Here is a 5,634-nt window from a genome sequence, read left to right on the forward strand (position 1 = left end):
CACCCACAGCCCCGCGCAGCGGACCCGCCCGCCGCAGGCGCAACGGCGAGAAACCACCACGGCGGGAAAGACAAAAACGTGGGATCAAACCCCACCCGTGTGGACCTGGAAGGCCGCCCGTCGTACCGCCTTTGCCAGGGCCGGGTCCGGGTGGGCTGCGGCCAGGGCTACCAGGACCTGGACGGTTCTGGGGTGGCCTACGGCGCGGACCTCCTCCAGGAGACGCGGGACCGAGCCCTGGACCGCCGAGTCGAGGTGCCGGACCAGCAGCTGGGTCTCGCCGTGGTCGGCGACGGCCGCCGCGGTGTCCACCCACAGCCAGGTCGACTCCTCGCGGGTGAGGACATCGGGTGCGGTCTCCGGGTCGCCGCCCTCGTGCTCGACCAGCCACAGCAGGGCGTACGGCCGAAGGCCCGGCTCGTCGGCGGCGGCCCGTACGGCGGCCTCGGCCGGGGCGCCGACCGCCCGCAGCGCCTCGAAGGCCAGACCGCGCAGCAGCGCGTCCTCGCCGCGGGCCACGGTCAGCAGTTCCTCGACGGCCGCGCCGACGGAGCGGGCGGCGAGCCAGGCCCGGTATTCGGCGCGGGCGGGTCCGGGGGTGAGCCGGGCGCAGCCGCGCAGCATCGCCTCCGCGGACTGTTCGATGTGGCCGGCGGGGCTCTGCGCGGCCACACAGATCTGTTCCAGCTTGACCCACACCGACCAGTTGCCGAGCGGCGTCAGCTGTGCCTCGGACGCGTCGTGCGCGGCCTCCGCGCCGTCCGGCGGGACCAGCGCGCCGACGGTCCGCAGGGCGTCCAGCGCCCAGTCCAGCAGCGCGGCCAGCGACGCCCCCGCGGCGTCGCCGGCGGCCGCGGCATCGTCGGCGCCGCCCGGGGCCGCCGGGTCCTGGCCGTAGGGGACCTCGCAGCGTTCGGTGCGCAGTTCGGCGACGCGCTGGTCGAGCATGTCGAGCAGTACCGGCAGCCGCACCGGGCCGGCCGACAGATGCAGCAGGGACAGCAACTGCGGCAGTGCCTCGACGACTTCGGCGACTATCGCGGGGCCGGCGCCGGCCGGTGCGGGGCGGGCCAGCGACCAGGCGTCGAAGAGCGCGACCCAGCCGCGCAGCACGGCGGTGTCGTCGCGGTCCCAGGCCCGCAGCCGCCAGCCGGGGCGGGCGAGGCCGTCGTGGAGTTCGACGAGGCCGGCCAGCCGGGCCCGGTCCCAGTCGATGCGGACCTGGTGCGGCGTCAGGCCCAGGGCCTCGGCGGCGCGTTCCGCGGCGGCCTTCGGCAGCGCTCCGTCGGGACCGGCGCGCAGGCTGCCGCCGGCGGCGCCGGCACCGACGCTGTCGGCCCAGCGGGCGAGCCGGGCGGCGCCGGCCAGTACGGCACGGGCCTGGCGGGCCAGTTCCGCGGGCGACGGCGTGCCCGCGGGCGGGCGGGGCGCCGGGCGCTTGGCCCGGGTTGTCACCGCCCGGCGGGCGGCCGCAACCGGTTGACGGGGGACGAGTCGGAGCCGGGAGTCGCGCGGAGTACGGGACGTCACAGGAGCAGTGTTGCCGCTGTCGGCCCGAAAGCCCAATCGGAACCCGGCTTGCGATCTGCCACGGCCTCGTCATCTCGCCGACCCATCCCTGATGAGGGGAGTTGTCCCCCTGTATACCCGGGAGCCATCGGGGGCGCCGGGCCCGGCGTAGGGGGCGGCCCGCGCCGGGACCGGCGTACGGGCCGGGGCGGTGCTACATGAGCGGGGTGAGGAAGCGCCGCAGTGCTTCTTCGTAGCCCGAGGGGTCGGCGTTCCACATCGCGGCGTGCGGGGCGTGCGGGACCGGCTGAAGCGTGACCAGGTCGGCCCGGCGGGCGGCGAAGGAGCGGGACGCGGTCCAGGGGGCGATCAGGTCGTCCGGCCCGTGGAAGAGCAGCGTCGGGATCTCCAGCTCGTCGGGGTCGACGGCGTCGGCGGGATGGCCGAGGGGCACTCCGGTGCTGCCCTCGGCGGCACGTACCACCAGCGGCAGCAGGGCGCGCGGGATCCGCCGGGCGCCGGCCAGCGCGCGGACCGTGGCGTTCCGGTCGAGGACCGGGGAGTCCAGGACCAGGCCGCTGATCCGGTCGCGCAGCGCGGAGTGGGTGGCGGCGCGCAGTGCCATGGTCGCGCCGGTGGACCAGCCGTGGAGGACGACGTTCCGGGCGCCGTAGCGCAGCGCGTAGCGGATCGCCGCGTCCAGGTCGCGCCATTCGGTGGCGCCGAGGTGGTTGATGCCGTCGACGGTGCGCGGGGCGCCGCGGTCGTTGCGGTAGGACAGGTCGAGGACCGGCAGCCGGTGGCGGTGCAGGAACGGCATGACCACCATGGGGTGTTCGCGGGTGGTGCCCAGGCCGTGTGCGGTGATGACCCAGGTGTCGCGGACGCCGGGGACGAACCACGCCGGGAGGGCGCCGAGTTCGCCGGGGATGTCGACGTCGGCGCAGTCGAGGCCGAGGGCGTCGCGGGGGTTGCCGAGGTGCACCTGGGGGGTGAGCCGCATCCGGTTGCCCGGTCCGAGGGTGCCGTGGGTGACCCGTACCAGGCGGCGGACGACCGCGTCGGCGGGGTGCGGGACGCCGTGGACGACATCGCCGAGCACCGCATGGCAGCCGGAGCCGGTGAGCCCGTACGTGCCGGGGCGCAGAGACGCCAGGCTGCGGGTGAGGGCGATGCGCTCCTCGGTGGCGGAGTGCACGGTGAGGCGGGAGTCGCCCGGGAAGGGCTGGTCCGCCGATGGTTTCAGGGCAATGTCACTGGCGTACCGGCCGACCGCCACGGCGGCCGCCCCGGCACCTATCACGGTGATGGCGGCCACGGCCGCCGCAGTACCCAGGCGCACCTCACCAGTGTGCGCAGCGGTGCCGGGGGCGGCCACCGGGCGGAGTCGGGCGGGTGACCGGGCGGGGCGCCGGGCGGGCCCGGGGCGGCGGACGGGGTGCGGGCCGCCGGCCCGGGGCGGGCGTTCAGCCCTGGCCGCCGCCCGGCTGGCCGTAGCCGCGCAGTCGGTCGGCGACCGCGTCGAGCTGACCGGCGGACAGCAGGTTCGGCGCACGGCCCGGTACGGAGCTCGCGGCGAGCCACACCCGGCACATCCATTCCAGCTGGGCGGTGCGGTCCAGCGCCTGGTCGAGGCTGTCGCCGTAGGTCATCGTGCCGTGGTTCTCCAGCAGACAGCCGGTGCGGTCGCGGAGCGCCTCGCGCATGTTGGCGGCGAGCTCGTCGCTGCCGTACAGGGCGTAGGGGGCGACGCGGACGGGGCCGCCGAGGGCCGCGGTCATGTAGTGGACCGGCGGGAGTTCGGCGACGAGGGTGGAGACGGCGGTGGCGTACGGGGCGTGGGTGTGGACGACGGCGGTGGCTGTAGTGGTGCGGTAGACCGTCAGATGCATCGGGAGTTCGCTGGTCGGCCGGAGCGCGCCGATGATCTGGTGGCCTTCGAGGTCGACGGCAGTGGTGTCGGCGGGGCCGAGCCGGTCGTAGGGAACGCCGCTGGGGGTGACCAGGACCAGGTCCCTGATGCGGCGTGAGACATTGCCCGAGGTGCCGACGACCAGGCCGTCGGTGACCGTGCGGCGGGCGGTGGCGACCAGTTCGCTCCAGGCGGCGGCGAGGTCGTCGGGGTGGTCCTTCATGGGTCCTCCGGCGCGGTGCGGCGAAAGCGGATGCGGTGCACGACACCGTACGAGCGGGCCGGGGCACCGTACGCCGGGGGCCCGCCCGCACGGTAGCCACCATATGGGGACACCTCTGCCGGTGCCGGGGATTGACCTGATTTGAGCCCTCTTGTGCGGCTCGCCCCTTACCGTCGAGGTGAATCCACGACCACAGGACCGTGGGGAACGACGTGTCGGCGCAGCGCAGGAAGTTCGCAAACAGGTGATGCGGAAGTGACGCCGGAGGCGCCTCCGCGTGAACACTGCGGTGGTGTCACCGACGGGCCCGTTCCAGTTCATCTTCCGTTCACCCACTCTCCGTACGGTCCCAGCGACACTGACCTTCGAACTGATTGCCTGGGTGAATGGAACACATCACGCTTCTCATCGGGATCGTGATCGTCACGGCCTTGGTGTTCGACTTTACGAACGGCTTCCACGACACGGCCAACGCGATGGCCACCACCATTTCCACCGGGGCATTGCGACCCAAGACCGCGGTGGCGATGTCGGCAGTCCTCAACCTCGTCGGCGCGTTCCTGTCCGTTGAGGTGGCCAAGACCATCTCCGGGGGGATCATTGACGAGGCCGCCGGCATCAGACCTGAAGTGATCTTCGCCGGCCTGGTCGGCGCGATCGTCTGGAACCTGCTGACCTGGCTCGCGGGTCTCCCCTCCAGCTCTTCCCACGCCCTCTTCGGCGGTCTGATCGGCGCGACCCTGGTGTCCGTCGGCACCAACGGTGTGCACGGCGACGCGGTCGTGATGAAGGTCCTGATCCCGGCGGTGGCCGCCCCGATCGTCGCCGGCCTGGCCGCGATGGCGGCGACCCGGCTCACCTACCGGCTGACCCGCAACCGCGACGAGGCGGACACCGCCAAGGGCTACCGCGCGGGGCAGATCGCCTCCGCCGCCCTGGTCTCCCTCGCCCACGGCACCAACGACGCACAGAAGACGATGGGTGTGATCACGCTCGCGCTGATCACTGGCGGAGTGGTCGCCCCGCACGCCGACCCGCCGCTGTGGGTCATCGCCTCGGCCGGTGTCGCCATCGCGCTCGGCACGTACCTGGGCGGCTGGCGGATCATCCGCACGATGGGCAAGGGCATCACCGACATCCAGCCGCCGCAGGGCTTCGCCGCCCAGACCGGCGCCGCGGCCACCATCCTGGCCTCCTCCCACCTCGGCTTCGCGCTCTCCACCACCCAGGTCTGCTCCGGCTCCGTGATGGGCTCCGGCCTGGGCCGCAAGGGTGGCGTGGTGCGCTGGTCCACGGCCGGCCGGATGGTCCTCGCCTGGGGACTGACGCTGCCGGCCGCCGGTGCGGTCGCCGCGGGTGCCGCCTTCCTCGCCGGTCAGGGCGACTGGGGCGTGGCGGCGGTGGCGGTCCTCGGACTGGGCATCTGCGGCGCGATCTGGGCCGCCTCCCGGCGCAAGCCGGTCGACCACACCAACGTCAACGAGGGTCCCGCCGCCGAGCCGGTGGGCGTGGTGACCGCCGCGCTGCGCACCGTCTCCCCGCCCCCGGCGGGCCAGCAGGCCCCGGCCGCCGACGCCCCGGAGACCGACGCCGCTGCGGCCGACGCCCCGGAAACCGCCGGGATTCCGGCCCAGGCTTCCGGCGACGGCACCTCCACCACCCCGCGCGCCAAGGCCGCGACGGTCACCCGCTAGCTGTCATCACCTAAGGAACACTCCATGAGCATCGACTGGGCAGCTCTCGGCCAGGTCTTCGGCGTCACCCTCGTGGTGACGGTCGGGATCGTGGGCCTGTTCACCGTCGGCATCGCCGGCACGTCCCGCAAGGCGGGCCAGGAGGGTGCGGCAGCCGTGGTCGCCGCACCGGGTGCGGGCGCACGGGCCGGCGCGATGGCGGCCTTCGGCCTCTGCGCGGCGGCGGTGGCCTATGGCATCTATCTGATCGTCGCCGGCTGACACCGCCCGCCATCGACGGACCGGGGGGGGGGGGG

5 protein-coding genes are annotated in these 5,634 nt (G+C 74.2%); 2 read left to right on the top strand and 3 right to left on the bottom strand.

Annotated elements, in window-relative coordinates:
* Nucleotides 1–84: 84 nt before the first annotated feature.
* The 3 genes from AC3EUV_RS38075 to AC3EUV_RS38085 form a co-directional block, all read right to left on the bottom strand.
* Nucleotides 85–1,530 (bottom strand): hypothetical protein, encoded by a 1,446-nt coding sequence (locus AC3EUV_RS38075; protein ID WP_432147125.1) that lies wholly within the window; start codon nt 1,528–1,530, stop codon nt 85–87.
* Between the two features lie 193 nt (nt 1,531–1,723).
* Nucleotides 1,724–2,851, bottom strand: a complete 1,128-nt coding sequence (locus AC3EUV_RS38080) for an alpha/beta hydrolase (RefSeq protein ID WP_435604874.1) — start codon at nt 2,849–2,851, stop codon at nt 1,724–1,726.
* A 124-nt stretch (nt 2,852–2,975) separates the two neighbouring features.
* A complete protein-coding gene (locus tag AC3EUV_RS38085; protein WP_435604875.1) occupies nt 2,976–3,644 on the bottom strand; it encodes a class II aldolase/adducin family protein in 669 nt (222 codons plus the stop codon).
* Between the two features lie 386 nt (nt 3,645–4,030).
* Between AC3EUV_RS38085 and AC3EUV_RS38090 the strand changes: the two genes are divergently transcribed.
* The gene (locus tag AC3EUV_RS38090; RefSeq protein ID WP_435604876.1) at nt 4,031–5,338 is read left to right on the top strand and encodes an inorganic phosphate transporter; all 1,308 of its coding nucleotides are present in this window, start codon (nt 4,031–4,033) and stop codon (nt 5,336–5,338) included.
* A gap of 24 nt (nt 5,339–5,362) precedes the next feature.
* Nucleotides 5,363–5,599 (top strand): hypothetical protein, encoded by a 237-nt coding sequence (locus tag AC3EUV_RS38095; RefSeq protein ID WP_432147121.1) that lies wholly within the window; start codon nt 5,363–5,365, stop codon nt 5,597–5,599.
* The last annotated feature ends 35 nt before the right edge of the window (nt 5,600–5,634 follow it).

It is taken from the genome of Streptomyces sp. bgisy130, from assembly GCF_057708345.1.